At 67.4% G+C, this 14,578-nt stretch carries 17 protein-coding genes; 8 read left to right on the top strand and 9 right to left on the bottom strand.

The window, feature by feature from the left end; all coding sequences use genetic code 11:
* Window positions 1–254, bottom strand: a 254-nt coding sequence (locus ISO4_RS12930; protein ID WP_194856505.1) for a prolipoprotein diacylglyceryl transferase family protein, incomplete at its 3' end; no start/stop codon positions are given.
* Window positions 255–343: 89 nt separating this feature from the next.
* Between ISO4_RS12930 and ISO4_RS12925 the strand changes: the two genes are divergently transcribed.
* Both ISO4_RS12925 and ISO4_RS12920 read left to right on the top strand, forming a co-directional pair.
* A complete protein-coding gene (locus tag ISO4_RS12925) occupies window positions 344–1,006 on the top strand; it encodes a response regulator (RefSeq protein WP_194856504.1) in 663 nt (220 codons plus the stop codon).
* Window positions 1,003–2,355: a sensor histidine kinase gene (locus ISO4_RS12920; protein WP_194856503.1), complete on the top strand. Its 1,353-nt coding sequence runs from the start codon at window positions 1,003–1,005 to the stop codon at window positions 2,353–2,355. Before ISO4_RS12925 ends, ISO4_RS12920 begins: the two co-directional genes overlap by 4 nt.
* Here the strand turns inward: ISO4_RS12920 and ISO4_RS12915 are convergent.
* The 3 genes from ISO4_RS12915 to ISO4_RS12905 are packed head-to-tail and all read right to left on the bottom strand — an operon-like array spanning window position 2,324 to window position 4,546.
* Window positions 2,324–2,866, bottom strand: coding sequence for a DUF4136 domain-containing protein (locus ISO4_RS12915; protein WP_194856502.1), 543 nt, complete (start codon window positions 2,864–2,866; stop codon window positions 2,324–2,326). The genes ISO4_RS12920 and ISO4_RS12915 overlap by 32 nt on opposite strands.
* Window positions 2,867–2,924: 58 nt before the next feature.
* Window positions 2,925–3,644 (bottom strand): hypothetical protein, encoded by a 720-nt coding sequence (locus ISO4_RS12910; protein WP_194856501.1) that lies wholly within the window; start codon window positions 3,642–3,644, stop codon window positions 2,925–2,927.
* Between the two features lie 20 nt (window positions 3,645–3,664).
* Window positions 3,665–4,546, bottom strand: a complete 882-nt coding sequence (locus ISO4_RS12905; RefSeq protein ID WP_142947900.1) for a LysR family transcriptional regulator — start codon at window positions 4,544–4,546, stop codon at window positions 3,665–3,667.
* A gap of 103 nt (window positions 4,547–4,649) precedes the next feature.
* Between ISO4_RS12905 and ISO4_RS12900 the strand changes: the two genes are divergently transcribed.
* On the top strand, window positions 4,650–5,654 hold the full coding sequence (locus ISO4_RS12900; protein ID WP_194856500.1) for a glutathione S-transferase family protein: 1,005 nt from the start codon (window positions 4,650–4,652) through the stop codon (window positions 5,652–5,654).
* A gap of 34 nt (window positions 5,655–5,688) precedes the next feature.
* Window positions 5,689–6,543 (top strand): pirin family protein, encoded by an 855-nt coding sequence (locus tag ISO4_RS12895; protein WP_142947898.1) that lies wholly within the window; start codon window positions 5,689–5,691, stop codon window positions 6,541–6,543.
* 109 nt (window positions 6,544–6,652) lie between these two features.
* Here the strand turns inward: ISO4_RS12895 and ISO4_RS12890 are convergent, their stop codons facing one another.
* From ISO4_RS12890 to ISO4_RS12880, 3 genes are all read right to left on the bottom strand, one after another.
* On the bottom strand, window positions 6,653–7,075 hold the full coding sequence (locus tag ISO4_RS12890; protein WP_194856499.1) for an OsmC family protein: 423 nt from the start codon (window positions 7,073–7,075) through the stop codon (window positions 6,653–6,655).
* Window positions 7,076–7,178: 103 nt separating this feature from the next.
* Complete coding sequence (locus tag ISO4_RS12885) at window positions 7,179–8,303, bottom strand: PilT/PilU family type 4a pilus ATPase (protein ID WP_142947896.1); 1,125 nt, start codon at window positions 8,301–8,303, stop codon at window positions 7,179–7,181.
* Between the two features lie 13 nt (window positions 8,304–8,316).
* On the bottom strand, window positions 8,317–9,351 hold the full coding sequence (locus ISO4_RS12880) for a type IV pilus twitching motility protein PilT (protein ID WP_142947895.1): 1,035 nt from the start codon (window positions 9,349–9,351) through the stop codon (window positions 8,317–8,319).
* 81 nt (window positions 9,352–9,432) lie between these two features.
* On the opposite strand from ISO4_RS12880, the gene ISO4_RS12875 reads away from it, so the two are divergent.
* The 3 genes from ISO4_RS12875 (at window position 9,433) to ISO4_RS12865 (ending at window position 11,599) form a co-directional block, all read left to right on the top strand.
* The gene (locus ISO4_RS12875) at window positions 9,433–10,128 is read left to right on the top strand and encodes a YggS family pyridoxal phosphate-dependent enzyme (protein ID WP_194856498.1); all 696 of its coding nucleotides are present in this window, start codon (window positions 9,433–9,435) and stop codon (window positions 10,126–10,128) included.
* Between the two features lie 16 nt (window positions 10,129–10,144).
* Complete coding sequence (gene proC / locus ISO4_RS12870; protein ID WP_194856497.1) at window positions 10,145–10,954, top strand: pyrroline-5-carboxylate reductase; 810 nt, start codon at window positions 10,145–10,147, stop codon at window positions 10,952–10,954.
* 96 nt (window positions 10,955–11,050) lie between these two features.
* The gene (locus tag ISO4_RS12865; RefSeq protein ID WP_194856496.1) at window positions 11,051–11,599 is read left to right on the top strand and encodes a YggT family protein; all 549 of its coding nucleotides are present in this window, start codon (window positions 11,051–11,053) and stop codon (window positions 11,597–11,599) included.
* 33 nt (window positions 11,600–11,632) lie between these two features.
* On the opposite strand, the gene ISO4_RS12860 is transcribed toward ISO4_RS12865, so the two are convergent.
* The gene (locus ISO4_RS12860) at window positions 11,633–12,436 is read right to left on the bottom strand and encodes an SDR family oxidoreductase (RefSeq protein ID WP_142947892.1); all 804 of its coding nucleotides are present in this window, start codon (window positions 12,434–12,436) and stop codon (window positions 11,633–11,635) included.
* Between the two features lie 170 nt (window positions 12,437–12,606).
* On the opposite strand from ISO4_RS12860, the gene ISO4_RS12855 reads away from it, so the two are divergent.
* Window positions 12,607–13,497, top strand: a complete 891-nt coding sequence (locus tag ISO4_RS12855) for a thioesterase family protein (RefSeq protein WP_194856495.1) — start codon at window positions 12,607–12,609, stop codon at window positions 13,495–13,497.
* Here ISO4_RS12855 and ISO4_RS12850 read toward each other — a convergent pair.
* Window positions 13,487–14,407, bottom strand: a complete 921-nt coding sequence (locus ISO4_RS12850; protein ID WP_194856494.1) for a hydroxymethylglutaryl-CoA lyase — start codon at window positions 14,405–14,407, stop codon at window positions 13,487–13,489. The two genes, ISO4_RS12855 and ISO4_RS12850, sit on opposite strands and share 11 nt — an antisense overlap.
* Window positions 14,408–14,578 lie beyond the last annotated feature (171 nt).

The following is a 14,578-nucleotide window of genomic DNA, read 5'->3' as shown; positions in this document are numbered from 1 at the left end:
CCGGGCCACCAGAGGCCGCCGTCGCGCAGGTCGATCATTTCCAGCGGCCCGGCGAAGCGGTCGTGGTAGCGCGCCACGAACGCCACCCGCGCGCCGATCAGCGCCAGCAGCCCAATGCGCCACAGCAGCGGCTCGGCGTCCCCGTGGCCACGGCGGCGGCGGTACCAGGCCACCAGCCAGGCGGCGATCAGGCCCACCAGCCAGGGCAGCAGGGCGAGCGGTAGCGCGAAGGGTCCGAGTTGCAAAGCGTTCATGGGGCCTCTTGGGTGTCCTGGTTGCCGGGCCCAGCATTCCCGACCATGATTAACGCCGGGTTAATCCGGCGCCCGCATTCTGGTTTCCTATGCATCTACTACTGATCGAAGACGACGCCCTGCTCGGCGACGGCGTGCAGGCCGGTCTTCAGGCCCACGGCTTTTCCGTGGCCTGGGTGACCCGCGCCGCCGATGCCGACGCCGCCCTGGACAGTACCGCCTTTGACCTGGTGGTGCTCGATCTGGGTCTGCCCGACCAGGACGGGCTGTCGCTGCTGGCGCGCTGGCGCCGCCTGGGGCGGGACGAGCCGGTGCTGGTGCTCACCGCCCGGGACGGCGTCGAGCACCGGGTGACGGGATTGAACGCCGGCGCCGATGACTACCTGGTGAAACCCTTTGACCTGGACGAGCTGGTGGCCCGCCTGCACGCCTTGATGCGCCGCGCCGCCGGCCGCGCCGCGCCGGTGATCGAGTACGGCGGCCTGCGGTTCGAACCGGCGGCCCAGCGGCTCTGGCTGCACGGCGAGGCGGTCACCCTGCCGCGCCGTGAGCGGGCCCTGCTGCAGGCCCTGCTGCAAAGCCGTGGCCAGGTGCTGACCCCGGTTCAGCTCGCCGACCGGGTCTACGGCTGGACCGACGGCGTGGAGAGCAACGCCCTGGCGGTGCACATCCACAACCTGCGCCGCAAACTCGGCGACGCCCTGATCGACACCGTGCGTGGTGAGGGCTACCGGCTGGGGACCCCGCCGTGATCGGGCCCGCCAGTTTGCGCGGCCGCTTGCTGCTGTGCATGGGGCTGGGGCTGTCGGTGCTGTGGCTGGTGCTGGCGGTGTGGCTGCACGGCGAGGTCCGTGACCGGGTCGCGCGGGTGCTGGACCAGCGCCTGGCGGCGTCCGCGCGCATGGTGGTGTCGCTGCTGGAAAGCGACGCCGCCGGCGACCTGAAACTGCAGGAGTCCGGCGCCCTGCCCTTGGGCGGCATCGCCTGTGAAATCAGCAGCCTGCGCGGCGAGGTGCTGGCCCGTTCCGGCGGCGCCCCCAACGCCGGACTGGCGCTGCCCGAGGACGGCTTCGGCGAGCAACAGGTCGAGGGCGAAACCTGGCGGGTGTTCACCGTCAGCGACGGCGAGTTGCGCGTCACCTCGGCGGAACGCATGGCCGGGCGCACCGCCTTTATGCGCCAGGTGGCGCTGGTGCTGCTGGTGACCCTGGGCCTGGGCCTGCTGGCCAGCCTGGCGTTGGTGTGGTGGGCGGTGGGGCGCGCCCTGGCGCCGCTGGCCGTGCTGCGTGCCGACCTGTCCCGGCGCCGCGTCACCGACGAAGCGCCTCTGAGTGTGCCGGAAGGCGGGGTGGAACTGGCGCCCATGGTCGACACCCTCAACCACTGGCTCGGCAACGCCCGCGATGCCCTGATGCGCGAACGGCGCCTCACCGACGACCTGGCCCATGAACTGCGCACGCCGCTGGCGGCGATCCGCACCCAGCTTCAGGTCGCCGATATGACCGACGGCGAGCGCGCCGCCCACGCCCGGGCGCAGGCCCGGCAGGCGGTGCTGCGGCTGGCCAACAACCTGGATCAGCTGCTGGCCCTGGCCCGGGAAGAGGGCGCGGAAAGCCGGCGCCGGGAGCCGCCGGAAGCGCTCGGCGATCTGCTCGCCACGGTGCTGGAAGAACTGCGGCCCGCCAGCCTCGAAAAGCGTCTCACCGTTCACCTGGACGCGGACGATGACCGGGCGTTGCGGCGGGCCGCTCCGGCCGGACCGGGCCTGATGCGGATCGCGCTGCGCAATGTGCTGGAGAACGCGGTCCGGCACAGCCCGGTCGGCGGTGAGATAGGGGTGCGGGTAGAGAGCGGACACAACGGCGAAGACATTGCCGTGGCCGTCGAGGATCAGGGCCCCGGGCTGGCCCCGGATCAGCGCGCCCGCGCCCTGGACCGGGGCTGGCGCGGCGGTGGCGAGGGCCAGGGGCTGGGCCTGGCCATCGTCGCCTCGGTGATGGCGCGCACCGGCGGTACCATTGCGCTGGACGCCGCCGACAGCGGCGGCCTGCGCGTGACCCTGCGGTGGCTTAGTTCGCCGCGCCCGGCGGGAAGCGATTGAACATCTCCGCCACCATCGCGTCGATGCGTTCCTTGCGGCGTTCGCTGCTCATCGATTCGTAGAGCGTGTCGCGGCTGGTGGCTTCCCAGACCACTTCGCTGCTGCTGCGTTCGACCAGGGCGATTTGCAGCTTGTGCTCTTCGTAGGTCTCGCCTTCCACCGGGGTGGTGGCGCCGATGCCGTAGCCCCGGTTGAACCAGCCGAAGCCGAATTGCAGGGTGCTGCCCTGGAATTTCTCCACCGGCACGAAGGCGTAGCGCACCGCCAGGTCCGCCTGATCCAGGTCGGCACGGGTCAGCGGTCCGTCCGCCAGTTCGCGGTGTACGGCTTCCTGCACCCGCTGGCCGTTCAGGCTGAGCGCCTCCTGGTCGGCGTCCGGCGCCTCAATGGCGTAACTGCGGTACTGACTGAAATCGGTGCCGGCGCGATGGTCGATCACCACCGGCGACACGCACCCGCCCAGCAACAGGGCGAGCGCGGCGATCAAGGGCAGGCTGTGTAAGGCTCGCATTGGACAACTCCCTGGGAATCATTCTCAAACAGTATAGAGCGCTTCCGCGAGGGTGACGTCAACGGGAACCGGCCGGAATCTGCACCCAGACCGCATGGGCGCGGGCCAGACAGCGACCGGCGGCGTCGTGCACCGCGGTGCCGGCGAAGTGTTTGCGCCCGTCGCGGCCCAGCGGCCAGCCACTCACCACATAGGTCTCGCCCACGTTCGGCAGCGCGTCCACCTGCACCGTGAAACTGCCCAGCACCACCCAGGTGTCCGGGTCTTTCTCCAGGGTGAACGAGCCCGGGCAGTCCAGCGCCGCGTACACCTGCGGCAGCGTCACCCGGCCCCGGTCGTCGCCGTGGCTGGCCGCCGGTGTCCACGGGCAGGCCACCGCGCGGCGGTCGTCCAGCCAACCGGGGAACAGCCGCAGGCCGTCGTCCCGGTCCGGGCCGCACACGTAGCAGCCAGGGAAAGGATGGTCGACGAAACCGCTGAAGCGGGTTTCCGCCTCCCGCGCTTCGTCCACGGTGGCCGGGGCCGGCACGTTCAGTTCCGGCAGGCTGGCCTGGCGGGCGCGGGCCACCGGCTGGTCGTCGTGCAGGGCGAACCACTGCGCGTTGTCCAGCCGCAGCGGCATGTCGGTATCCAGCGGCGGCGGCGCCATCAGGCGGGTTTCCACGCACGCCGTGCCGGCGTGCTCGGCCATGCGGCCGCAAATATAGCCGCCGTTGGCAGAGCCCGGCGGGCCGTTATAGCGGTTCTCAATGCGAATCGCGGTGGTGTTCGGTGTCATGGTGTTCTCTTTCCTACCAGTTAAACGGGTTCGGCTTCCGCCCTCAGGCATTCACCGAGAAAGCGTGCGGCCCGGCCGGCGTACTGACCGTCGGCGTAGACCAGATAGAGGTCGTGGAAGCGCTCCACGCCCTCTTTAAGCGGCAGCGGCAGCAGGCGGCCTTCGGCCAGATCGGCGGCGATTTCGGTCTCCGGCACCCAGGCGAAACCCAGGCCTCGCAGCAACGCCTGGCGGCGCGCGCTGCCGTGGGAAAAGGTCCAGCGCTGCTCGGCGCCCAGCCAGCCCGAGTCCACCCGGCGCTTGCCGGAATCGCGGATCACCAGCTGGCGGTGCGGGCGCAGGTGGTCCAGCTCCAGCGGCCCCTGATGGTGCAACGCGTGCTCCGGCGCCGCCACCGCCACGAAGCGGATCCGCGACAGATGATCGCCCATGAAGCCGGGCGGCACCCGGCCGGTGATTACCACGTCCGCCTCATGGCGCAGCAGCGCTTCCTCGGAACCGGACAGCACGGTTTCCTGGAACTCCACCCGGGTCAGCGGGCTTTCGCTGGCCAGCCGCACCAGGGCGCAGAGTACCTGATCCTGGGGGAACAGGCCGTCGGCGGTGAGCCGCACCAGCGGCTCCCAGCCGTGGCCGAAGCGGATCGCGGTGTTCTCGATGCGGCCCGCCTCGTCCACCAGCACCTTGGCCTGGCGGTACAACAGGCTGCCGGTCTCGGTGAGTTTGGCGCGGCGGCCCTCCAGGGCGAAGGCGCGCACGCCCAGCTCGGTCTCGATTTTCTGCACCGCGTAGCTGATCGCGGACTGGCTTTTGTCCAGCGCCTCGGCGGCGGCGGCGTAGCCGCCCTCGTCCACCACGGCGATCAGGGCCTGCCATTGGTCCAGGGTGATTTTCGTCGACATATCGAATCAATTGACCATATTTCACAAATATGTGCTGTTTTATATCGCCTTTTCAGAATCAATAATAGAGGTCAGCTTCAAGCAATGATTCCAAGGAGGTCCCATGGGACTGCTGGTAGAAGGACAGTGGCAAGACAAGTGGTACGACACCAAGAGCACCGGTGGCCATTTCAAGCGCTCGGAAAGCCAGTTCCGTAACTGGGTGACCGCGGAGGGCGAAGCCGGCCCCACCGGCGAGGGCGGTTTCCCGGCGGAGAGCGGCCGTTACCACCTGTATGTGTCCTACGCCTGCCCCTGGGCCCACCGGGCGCTGGTGATGCGCGCCTGGAAAGGTCTTGAGAAACACATTGACGTGTCCGTGGTCCACCCGCTGATGCTGGAGCACGGCTGGGAACTGCGCGAGGACTTCCCGGGCGCCACCGGCGACCCGCTGTACGGCCTGGATAAGCTGTATCAGCTGTATTTGAAGGCCGACGGTAAGTACACCGGGCGCGTCACCGTGCCGGTGCTGTGGGACAAGCAGCGCGAGACCATTGTCAGCAACGAGTCCGCCGACATTATCCGCATGTTCAACAGTGCCTTTGACGGGGTCGGTGCGCGGCCGGGGGATTACTACCCGAGCGATTTGCGCGAACAGATCGAGGCGGTCAACAGCCCGGTCTACGAGAAGGTCAACAACGGCGTTTACAAGGCCGGCTTCGCCACCGGCCAGCAGGCCTACGACGAGGCGGTGCAGGCGCTGTTCGGCACCCTCGACGAATTGGAAGAGCGGCTCGGTAAAAGCCGCTATCTGGTGGGCAACACGCTCACCGAGGCGGATCTGCGCCTGTGGACCACGTTGGTGCGGTTCGATCCGGTTTACGTTACGCACTTCAAGTGCGACCGCCGGCGGATCGCCGACTACCCCAACCTGAGCGGTCTGTTGCGCGAGCTCTACCAGCTGCCCGGCGTGGCCGGCAGCGTGGATATGGATCATATCCGCAACCATTATTTCCGCAGCCACCCGACGGTGAACCCCCACGGGATCATCTCGATCGGCCCGGAGCAGGATCTTTCCGCCGCCCACGACCGCGACCGGCTGGGCGAACGGGAGATCCGGGGCGTCTGAGGGCGCCCCGGAGGACAGCCAACAGGAGGCAACCATGAAAGAGCGTCGCATACTCAATACGTTCCGTGCCCTGGATACATCCGATGGCGCCGGCGTGCGCCTGAAGCGCGCGCTGGGCCACAACCCGGCGGTGCGGCTGGATCCGTTCCTGATGCTGGACGCGTTCTCCTCCGACAATCCGGACGACTACGTGGCCGGCTTCCCGGCCCATCCGCACCGTGGCTTCGAGACCGTCACCTACCTGGTGGAAGGGCACATGAAGCACCGTGATCACCTGGGTAACGAAGGCGATCTCAAGCAGGGTGGCGTGCAGTGGATGACCGCCGGGCGCGGCATCATCCACGAGGAAATGCCCCAGCAGCAGGACGGTTTGCTGCGCGGCTTCCAGCTGTGGATCAACCTGCCCGCGGCGGAGAAGATGAAGCCGGCCGGTTACCGGGACGTGGCCGACACCGAAATGCCGCGTCTGGATCTGCCCGGCGGCGGGCAGGTCAAGGCGGTGGCCGGCGAGGTGACGCTCAACGGTGAGACGATCACCGCCCCGGTGGTCGGCGGCAGCACCGATCCGCTCTACCTGGACGTGAAGTTGCGCGGCGGCGAAAGCCTGACCGTGCCGGTGAAAAGCGGCTACAACGCGCTGCTGTATCTGTTCGAAGGGAGCCTGACGGTGAATGGCGAGACGCTGCGCCTGGAGCACACCGGCACGCTGAGCGACGGCGATCGTGTGACGCTTGCCGCCGGTGAGGACGGTGCCCGGCTGTTGTTGCTGGCGGGCAAGCCGATCGGCGAGCCGGTGGCCCAGTACGGTCCCTTCGTGATGAACACGCAGGAAGAGATCGAGCAGGCGCTGCGGGACTACCGGGCCGGCACTTTGGCTGAGCCAGCTTGAGGGGTCGGGTAGACCTCTGGAATCCTGCCGGGCGAGCCAGCTCGCCCTTTCGCGAGCAGGCTCGCTCCCACAAGGACGGCTTTCGGAGCAGGCCCGCTCGCAACCTCCTTCAGCCGAGTTTGGCGTCCAGGGTGATCTCAGCGTTGAGCACCTTGGACACCGGACACCCTTCCTTGGCGCCGTTGGCGATTTTCTGAAACTCGGCGTCGTCGATGCCGGGAATCTTCGCGTTCATATCCAGATGAATCTTGGTGATGCTGAAGCCGTCGCCGTCTTTATCCAGGGTCACTTTCGCCTTGGTGTCGATGCTGTCGGCGGTGTAGCCGGCGTTACCCAGCTCCAGCGAAAACGCCATCGAGAAACAACCGGCGTGGGCGGCGCCGATCAGCTCTTCCGGGTTGGTGCCGGGCTCGTCCTCGAAGCGGGTGTTGAAACCGTAGGGCTGTTCCTTGAGGGCACCGCTTTGCGTGGAAATGGTGCCTTTGCCCTTCTTGATGTCGCCTTCCCAGTGGGCGGATGCGAACTTGTTCATGACGTTGCCTCCCGATACGAATGTCCGGGCAAGAGTGGGAGCCCGTCCGTGAAGGATAGGTGCACTCTTGCCCGGCCGACCGTAAAAGAAGGATAAACGCCGGCTAGTCGTGGTCGCCTTCGATGGTCAGGCCGCGGGTGGCGTGATCCAGACTGGTGGCGTCGGTTTCGTTGCCGAGCTTGATCATCAGGCGCAGGTCGTTGGGCGAGTCGGCGTGGGCGATGGCGTCCTCGTAGGTGATCTCGCCGGCGTCGTAGAGATCGTAGAGTGCCTGGTCGAAGGTCTGCATGCCCTGTTCCCGGGACTTGCTCATCAACGCTTTCAGCAGGTGAATCTCGCCCTTGCGGATATGGTCGGACACCAGCGGCGTGTTGAGCAGCACTTCGATGGCGGCGCGCCGGCCCTTGCCGTCCGGGGTGGGGATCAGCTGCTGGGCGACGATGCCGCGCAGGTTCAGCGACAGGTCCATGTAAAGCTGGTTATGGCGATCCGCCGGGAAGAAGTGAATGATGCGGTCCAGCGCCTGGTTGGCGTTGTTGGCGTGCAGGGTGGCCAGGCAGAGGTGGCCGGTCTCGGCGAACGCGATGGCGTGGTCCATCACCTCGCGGCTGCGCACCTCGCCGATCAGAATCACGTCCGGCGCCTGACGCAGGGTGTTCTTCAGCGCCACCTCGAAGGATTCCGTGTCGATGCCCACTTCCCGTTGCGTGACGATGCAACCCTGGTGCTGGTGGATGAATTCGATCGGGTCCTCGATGGAGATGATGTGCCCTTTGGAGTTCTTGTTGCGGTGGCCGATCATCGACGCCAGCGAGGTGGATTTACCGGTGCCGGTGGCGCCGACGAAAATCACCAGGCCGCGCTTGGTCATCGCCAGGTCCTTGATCACCGGCGGCAGGCGCAGCTCGTCCACGTTGGGAATCTTGGTCTCGATGCGGCGCAGCACCATGCCCACCAGGTTGCGCTGGTAAAAGGCGCTGGCCCGGAACCGGCCGATGCCGCGGGCGGAAATCGCGAAGTTGCACTCGTGGTGTTCGAGGAATTCCTTGCGCTGCTTTTCGTTCATGGTGCTGAGCACGATGTCCCGGGTCATGTCCGGGGTCAGGGCGTTGCGCGTCACCGGCAGCACCTTGCCGTGAATTTTCATGCTCGGCGGCACGCCGGCGGTGATGAACAGGTCCGAGCCGCCTTTCTGCACCATCAGTTTAAGAAGGTCTTCAAATTCCATGCGCTTGCCCCAATCAGATGGCGTCCGGGTTCTTGGCTTTTTCCTGGGCCGCCTGACGGGCCACCAGGCCTTTCTTCACCAGGCCCTGCAGGCACTGGTCCAGGGTCTGCATGCCCAGGGCGCCGCCGGTCTGGATGGCGGAGTACATCTGCGCCACCTTGTCCTCGCGGATCAGGTTCCGGATCGCGGCGGTGCCGATCATGATCTCGTGGGCGGCGATCCGCCCGCCGCCGTTTTTCTTCATCAGGGTCTGCGAGATCACCGCCTGCAGGGATTCCGACAACATTGAGCGGACCATGGATTTCTCCTCCGCCGGGAACACGTCCACTACCCGGTCGATGGTCTTGGCCGCCGAGGTGGTGTGCAGGGTGCCGAACACCAGGTGGCCGGTCTCGGCGGCGGTGAGCGCCAGCCGGATGGTCTCCAGGTCCCGCAGCTCACCCACCAGAATAATGTCCGGGTCTTCCCGCAGGGCGGAGCGCAGCGCCTCGGCGAAGCCCAGGGTGTCGCGGTGCACTTCCCGCTGGTTGACCAGGCACTTCTTGGATTCGTGCACGAATTCGATCGGGTCCTCGATGGTGAGGATGTGCTCGTAGCGGCTCTCGTTGATGTAGTCCATCATCGCCGCCAGGGTGGTGGATTTACCCGAGCCGGTGGGCCCGGTCACCAGCACGATGCCGCGTGGGAAATCGGATATCTTCTGGAACACCTTGCCCATGCCCAGGTCCTCCATGGTCAGCACCTTGGAGGGAATGGTCCGGAACACGGCGCCGGCGCCGCGGTTCTGGTTGAAGGCGTTGACCCGGAAACGGGCCACGCCGGGCACGTCGAACGAGAAGTCGGTCTCCAGGAACTCCTCGTAATCCTTGCGCTGCTTGTCGTTCATGATGTCATAAACGAGCGCGTGCACTTCCTTGTGCTCCATGGCCGGCAGATTGATACGGCGCACGTCGCCGTCCACCCGGATCATCGGGGGCAGGCCGGCGGAAAGGTGCAAATCCGAGGCGCCGTTTTTGGCGCTGAAGGCAAGCAGTTCGGTGATATCCATGGGTTTATGTATTCTTCTCAGTAGAATTTCGCAGGACGGTATAGGTCCTTAAACTAACCGCTCGCCGAGAGCCATTCAATCATGCCCGAAACCGATACCCCGCTAACCTCGATTCGCGCACGGATCGACGCCGCCTGCGCCGGCGCCGGCCGGGCCCCGCAAAGCGTCACCCTGCTGGCGGTCAGCAAGACCCGCGGCGCCGACGAGATCGCCGCGCTCGCCGACCAGGGCCAGCGCCATTTCGGTGAAAACTACCTCCAGGAAGCCCTCGACAAGATGCCCGCCCTGGCGGACCGGGGGCTGGCGTGGCATTTCATCGGCCCGATCCAGTCCAACAAGACCCGCGACATCGCCGCCCATTTCGACTGGGTGCACACCGTGGGCCGCGCCAAGGTGGCGCGCCGGCTCAACGAGCAGCGCCCGGACCACCTGCCGCCGCTCAACGTCTGCATCCAGGTCAATGTGGACGACGAAGCCAGCAAAAGCGGGGTCGCCCTGGATCAGGTGGAAGCGCTGGCCGCCGGATTCGCCGACTGGCCGCGCCTGCGCCTGCGCGGGCTGATGGCGATTCCCCGCGCCGACAGCGACGACCACAACCGCGCCGCTTTCCACGCCCTCGCCATGACACTGTCACAATTGCGCAATACAATGCCGGCCCTCGACACCCTCTCCATGGGTATGAGCGCGGACTACACGGTGGCCATCGAAGAAGGCGCCACCCTGGTGCGGCTGGGCACCGCCCTGTTCGGCCCGCGTCCGCCCAAGGACACTCGCTGAAAGGACGACGCAGCTTATGGCACAACAACTGATCGGCTTCATCGGCGCCGGTAACATGGCGAACAGTCTGGCGGGCGGCATGATCGCCAAGGGGATCCGCCCGGCCCGCATCTGGATGAGCGACCCCTCCCAGGACCGCCTCGACGAAGTGGCCCAGTTGCACCGCGTTCATGTCAGCCGCGACAACCTGGACGTGGCGCGCCGCGTGGACGTGCTGGTGCTGGCGGTGAAGCCCCAGGTGATGGGCGACGCCTGCGCCGCCCTGCGCGAGATCATCGAAGAGCGCCAGCCGCTGATCATCTCGATCGCCGCCGGCGTCACCGTGGACAACCTGCGTAACTGGCTCGGCGAGGCGCCCATCGTGCGCTGCATGCCGAACACCCCGTCGCTGGTGCAGGCCGGCGCCACCGGCCTGTACGCCGCGCCGGACGTGAGCGCCGAGCAGAAAGAGATGGCCGGCCAGATTCTCAGCGCCGTGGGCCTGACCTTCTGGTTCGAGACCGAAGGCGAGCTGGACGCGGTCACCGCGGTGTCCGGCTCCGGCCCGGCCTACTTCTTCCTGCTCATGGAAGCGCTGATCGACGCCGCCCGGGCCCAGGGGTTGTCCGCCGCCACCGCGCGGCAGCTGGTGCTGCAGACCGCCTGGGGCGCCTCCCAGCTGGCGATCACCAGCGAAGACGGCCCGGACGTGCTGCGCCAGCGGGTCACCAGCCCTGGCGGCACCACCGCCGCCGCCCTGCAGGTGTTCGAAGAAGCCGGTCTGCGCGAGCAGGTGCAGGCCGCCGTGGCCGCCGCCCGCGAGCGCTCCGAGCAGCTTTCCGGCTAATGCTTTGAGGTCGGGCGGACTCCGCCCGACCAAAAATTTGAAACCGGCCGCCTTTACCCCAATACTCTGTCGCCACACGAACAGTCTGGAGTCGTCATGAATCCTCAGGGCGCCGCGGTCTTCCTGATTGATTTCGCATTCAGCGTATACATCTTTATCGTTCTGACCCGCTTCGTGCTGCAGTTGGCGCGCGCGGACTTCTACAACCCCATTTCGCAATTCGTATTGCGCGCCACCAACCCGTTGCTGGCACCGCTGCGCCGCCTCATCCCCGGCTACCGGGGGCTGGATATTGCCTCCCTGGTGCTGATCCTGATTCTGATCGTGGCCAAGGCGCTGATGCTGCTGACCATCCAGATCGGCGGCCTGCCGGCGGGTATCGGGCCGCAACTGCTCGTCTACACGCTCCGGGAACTGGCCTCGCTGATATTGGATTACGTGTTCTGGGCGGTGCTGGTCCGGGTGATCCTGAGCTGGGTGGCGCCGGACCCCTCCAACCCGGTGGTGCGGGTGGTGATCCAGATCACCGAGCCGCTGATGGCGCCGGTGCGCCGCCTGCTGCCGGACATGGGCGGGCTCGACCTGAGCCCGCTGATCGTGCTGCTCGGCGTGCAGCTGCTGAAGATTCTGTTCCAGCTGCACTGACCGGACTCGCCGGCGCCCTCCCCGGGCGCCGGTTCAGCCGGCGATCATGGCGCTGGCGCCACCGTCCACCACCAGGAACTGCCCGGTGATGTGCTTGCCGGCGTCGGACGCGAACAGCAGCACCGTGCCTTTCAGATCCTCCTCGTCGCCGACCCGGTTAAGCGGCACCCGCGCGGCCAGCGCCTCGACGCCGTGCCGATCGGTGAGATAGCGCGACATCTTGCTGGGAAACACGCCCGGGCCGATGGCGTTGACGGTGATGTTGTAGGCGCCCCATTCCGCCGCCAGCGCGCGGGTGAAGGTCACCACCGCGCCCTTGCTGGTGTTGTAGCCCACCGCCTGCATGAAATCCCGGTTGCCGCCCAGGGCCGCGTTGGACGCGACGTTGACCACCCGGCCGCCGCCGTTGGGGATCATGCTGCGCCGGCCGATTTCCCGGGTCAGCAGGAACAGGTTGCGCACGTTCAGCGTCATCACCTTGTCCCAGCCTTCCAGCGGGTAATCCTCGGCGGGCGCGCCCCAGGAGGCGCCGGCGTTGTTGACCAGAATGTCCACCCGGCCCAGCACCTCCAGCGCCCGGTCCGCCAGACCCATCACCGCGTCCTCGTCGGCCAGGTCCACCGCCAGCGGGGTCACGTCGATACCGGCGGCGCGCAGTTGTTCGGCGGCTTCTTCGAGCTCGTTCGCCTTGCGTGAGCTGATCACCAGCCGCGCCCCGGCTTCGCCCAGGGCCTGGGCCATCTGCAGCCCCAGCCCCCGGGACCCGCCGGTAACCAGGGCGGTACGGCCGCTCAGATCCATCAGTTGCTGCACGCTACGGGTTTGCGGTTCGCTCATTGTCGGGCTCCTCGTTGTGTTGTTTGCGACCATCATTCGGGGCCGGGCCGGTACCCGCAACCACCGTTTGCGACGAAAAGCCGGCGGCTTCGGACACCGGGGTTGCGCGGCGCCGGGCTTTGCCCTTTGATGCGCGTTTGATCCGTGAAACGCAGTCGTGGAGCCCTCGAGTGAAAACACAGCCCTGGCAGTTGGAGACCGGCGCCTACCCGTTCTCGATCCGATTCAACCCGCATTACAGCCACCTGGACACCGAACGGCACGTAAACAACGTGGCGGTGCAGAGCTTTCACACCGAAGCGCGCACCCGCTTCCACATGGCGGTGCTCGGCGACCGGGCCTGGTATTCCGACGACGTGCTGCTGCGCCCGCGCCGCACCGTGACCCACTTTCTGCGCGAGACCCACTACCCCCACGAAGTCACCGCCGCCGTGCGCCTGGTGGCGGTGGAGGACGACAGCTACCGTCTGGTGCAGGCGCTGTTCCAGAGCGGCGAATGCGTGGGCGTGCAGGAGTGCCTGATGGGCGCCTGGGGGGAAGCCGGCTGGGCGGCATCCCGCTGGGTGGCGCTGCCGGACGCGGCGCGCCGGGCCCTGGCCGCCGAACAGGTGGACGGTCAGCCACTACTGCCCTGGCCGGAGCTGCCGGAAGAGACCGAAACCTTCGAGCCGGGGCCGCGCCAGGTGGCCCTGACCGCCCGCTACGCGGACCTGGACCCGGACCGGCGGCTCTCCGAGCTGGCCCAGGCGCGTTACCTGGAGCAGGCCCGGGCCGGCTCGGTGACCATGCTGCGCCAGCCGAACCTGGGGCTGCTGGTGGCGCGCATCGACATCCGCTACCAGCGCTGGGACACCGGCATGGGCGAAGTGGCGTTGAGCTCCGAGCTGGCCGGCATCGGCAACAGCTCCTTCGTGCTGCGCGGGCGCGCCGCTGTGGACGGCCGGCCGGTGGCCATGGCGGAAAGCGTGATGGTGCTGATCGACCGCGACACCCACCGGCCCACCCCGGTGCCCGACGCGCTGCGCGCCGAGATGGCGGTGCTGCAGCCGCCTACAGCGTGATCTGTTTGCCGCGCGCTTCCTGACTCTCGATCCAGGTGAGAATGCGGCCACCCAGCGGCCGCTCGGTGGCCTCGGCGGCCAGCGCCACCGCCTCACGCAGCGCCTGGATCTCGATGCCGGTATCCAGGCCGCAGCTTTCCAGCAGGTAGACCAGATCCTCGGTGGCCACATTGCCGGTGGCGCCCGGCGCGAACGGGCAGCCGCCCAGGCCGCCCAGCGACGCATCGAAGCGGCGCACGCCCAGATCCAGGGCGGCCCAGGCCATGGCCGCCGCCAGGCCACGGGTGTCGTGCAGGTGCACGTAGAACCGCTCCGCCCCGAAGTCGCGAATCAGCGGCGCCATGATGTCCTTCATCTGCTGTGGGTTGCCGGCGCCGATGGTGTCGGCGATGGCTACCTCGTCGCTGCCGGCCTGGAACATGCGTTCGGTGAGACGCTGTGGCAGCGTCACCGGCACCGGCCCGTCGTAGGGGCAGGCGAAGGCGCCGGAAATATAGGTGCGGGTGGCCACGCCGTCGGCGCGGGCGGCCTGGATGATCGCCTCGCAACTGGCCGTCGCCTGCTCCAGGCTCATGTTCAGGTTGCGCTGGTTGAAGGTGTCGGTGGTGGACAGCACCAGCGCCACGGTGGGGTAGCCGGCGTCGCGGGCCAGCTGGTAGCCCTTCAGGTTGGGCACCAGGGCGGTGTAGTGCAGGCCCTCGTCCCGGGGCAGCAGCGGCGTCAGCGCCGCCGCGTCGGCCATCTGCGGAATCGCCTTGGGGCTGACGAAGCTGACCGGCTCCAGGTAGCGCACACCGGCGCCCACCAGTGCCCGTGCGATGGCCGCCTTGGCCTCGGTGCCCACCGTCACCGGTTGATTCTGCAGGCCGTCGCGCAGCCCCACTTCATTAACGATCGCCCTGTCTTTCATGCCTTGCCCGTCGTGAAGAGTTAAGGAACGGAAGTGTGCCACGGCGGCGGGTCCGCTGCATCCGGGGCGCGCCGCCGCCGGGAAGTCAATGGCCGGGCTGGTCCGACAATCGGGCAGGGTGCGTTGTGTCCAGGATGGCCGCTGGTTAGTGTCAGAGCGTTTTCCATACCG

This window comes from Alloalcanivorax venustensis ISO4, from assembly GCF_015356855.1.
GTDB lineage: Bacteria > Pseudomonadota > Gammaproteobacteria > Pseudomonadales > Alcanivoracaceae > Alloalcanivorax > Alloalcanivorax venustensis.
The sequence above is the reverse complement of the archived record's forward strand: the minus strand, read 5'-3'. Positions and strand labels throughout refer to the sequence as shown.